Origin of the sequence: Neptunomonas sp. (assembly GCF_041601355.1) — a bacterium.
GTDB lineage: Bacteria > Pseudomonadota > Gammaproteobacteria > Pseudomonadales > Balneatricaceae > Neptunomonas.
In genome coordinates, this window is record NZ_JBFIIH010000246.1 from 1 (window position 1) to 2,324 (window position 2,324).

The 2,324-nt window shown below is 48.4% G+C and carries 2 protein-coding genes; one reads left to right on the forward strand and one right to left on the reverse strand.

The genetic code is table 11. The features are described 5' to 3' along the window. The coding region (locus ABY436_RS19950) for a transglycosylase domain-containing protein (protein ID WP_372740671.1) at positions 1 to 1,421 on the reverse strand (1,421 nt) is incomplete at its 3' end. A 46-nt stretch (positions 1,422 to 1,467) separates the two neighbouring features. On the opposite strand from ABY436_RS19950, the gene ABY436_RS19955 reads away from it, so the two are divergent. Continuing rightward, the coding region (locus ABY436_RS19955; protein ID WP_372740672.1) for a phosphotransferase at positions 1,468 to 2,324 on the forward strand (857 nt) is incomplete at its 3' end.

Consider the following 2,324-nt stretch of genomic DNA (forward strand, 5'->3'; position numbering starts at 1 on the left):
ATCGGCCTTACTGAATCCAACGCGCGGTTAAAACCCTCATAACGAGTACTTTTTCCGCCAATAATACTCAGCACTTCACCGGTCTGCGGATCGGTAACCACCATGCTGCCTTCCAGATCGGTGGCACGCTTTCCATAACGTTTTTCAAGGCCGTTAATCGTTGATACCAGAGCCGTTTCGGCGTTAGCCTGTACGATAGGGTTCAAACTGGTATAAACGCGTAAGCCTTCGCTGCGAAGGTCTTCTTCATGATAGCTTTCACGTAATTGTCGTTTAACCAGATCCAGATAAGCGGGATAGGCGCCTTTGAGTAAACTCTTCTGCTTAACCACGCCCAACGGCTTTTTAATGGTTTCCTGATAGATATCTTCTGAAATATCGCCCTGATCACGCATCACCCGTAAGACCAGATCACGACGTTGCTTAGCGCGCTCGGGATTGCGACGCGGATCATAGAAAGAAGGCCCTTTCACCAGCCCTGCCAACAGCGCAACCTGATGAAGCTGTAATTCTTGCAGCGGCTGGGAGAAGTAGTACTGCGCCGCCAGACCAACACCATGAATGGCTCGCGAACCTTCTTGTCCTAAATAAACTTCGTTCAAATAGGCTTCTAAAATCTCATCCTTGCTGTAATGCAGGTTCAGCAACACAGCCATTGGGATTTCCATCAACTTACGCGCCAACGTCCGCTCTGATGTCAGATAAAAGTTTTTTATCAGCTGCTGAGTCAGTGTACTGCCGCCCTGAACAAAGCGGCCGACACGGATATTGACCCACATGGCCCGCGCGATACCTTTAGGAGACACACCAAAATGCTCGTAATAGCTCTGATCCTCAATGGCAATCAGCGCCTCCTTCAGACCTGCAGGCGCATCTTCCAGCCGGATTAGATCGCGATCTTCATTATTCTGCGGATAAATACCGCCGATCAACACCGGCTCGAGGCGCGCCAGGTTAACACTCTGCCCTTTATCATTCCTGATACGCGACACACCACTGGCATTAAACTCTAACAGCAGGTTTTTCGATGATTCCGCTCCATCCGGGAAATCAAACCCTCGTGTGATCACACGGACACTTCGACTGGCTATCTCAGCCTGCCCGGGTTGCGTGGCGCGCGATACCAGTTGATAACCCAACCCTGACAGCTCGACTTTTAAATCTTGTGGAGTGACAGGCACCCCGGAATACAGTTCTAACGGCCGCGCAAACACTTTTGCAGGCAACGCCCAGCGCTTCCCTTCAAATTGTTGGCGAATTTGGGCGTCCATATATATCAAGCCGATACCGCCAATCACGACGCCTAACAGCGTCAGCTTTAGCAGAAATGAGCGGATCGAGCGCCATATACTTTTCTTAGGCTGAGCCTTAGATTTACTTTTTCTCGGCGTTTTTTTTGCTGGTGTTCTCTTTTTGTTCATCAAGCCAGTATAATTCCTTAACTTTTTAGACGATGCCGAAGGTTACATGCAACCAGAATTGATTACAGCGCTTACCTCTCCAACATTTTATCCACATCCGGTAGAAGCGCCGATACGTGTTATCGAAACACATATCTCCTGGCTTTTATTAACGGGCGATTATGCCTATAAAATAAAAAAGCCTGTCGATTTTGGCTTCCTGAATTTTACAACACTCAAACAACGCCGTTATTATTGCGAAGAAGAGTTACGTTTAAACCAGCGTCTGGCTCCGGATATCTATGATACGCTAATCGCTATCGTTGGTTCTCCTGAAAATCCACAATTAATTGAAGCATCACAACTCACAGACGTAAAATCCGACACCAAGCCTTTCGAATATGCGGTGCGAATGCATCAGTTTGATCCTGAACTACGGCTGGATCTTATCCTTGATCGACAAAAATTTGAACCAGCCTGGATCGATATGCTGGCCGATCAGATTGCTCATTTTCATACACGTACTCCACGTGTTGCTCAGAATAGCCCTTGGGGCGAGACCGATACTATCTGGGAAGCAGTCTCAGATAACTACCAGCATGTCAGCGAACGCGAACTGAATGCCAGCGACTGGCAACAGCTGCAGTTTCTATCACAGCGAACGGCGCAAGAGTTTCGTAAACTCACCTCTACGATTAAGCGCCGTAAACTGGAAGGCTACACCCGTGAGTGTCACGGTGATCTGCATCTGGGCAACATCGCTCTCTATCATGGCCAGCTTCGCCTGTTTGATTGCATTGAGTTTAATCTGCAGTTCCGCTGGATAGACACTATTTGTGACCTGGCGTTCCTTCTCATGGATCTTGAAGTGAAAGGCCAATATCGCTGGGCCAACCGTTGCCTGAACCGTTATCTTGAGCTGAC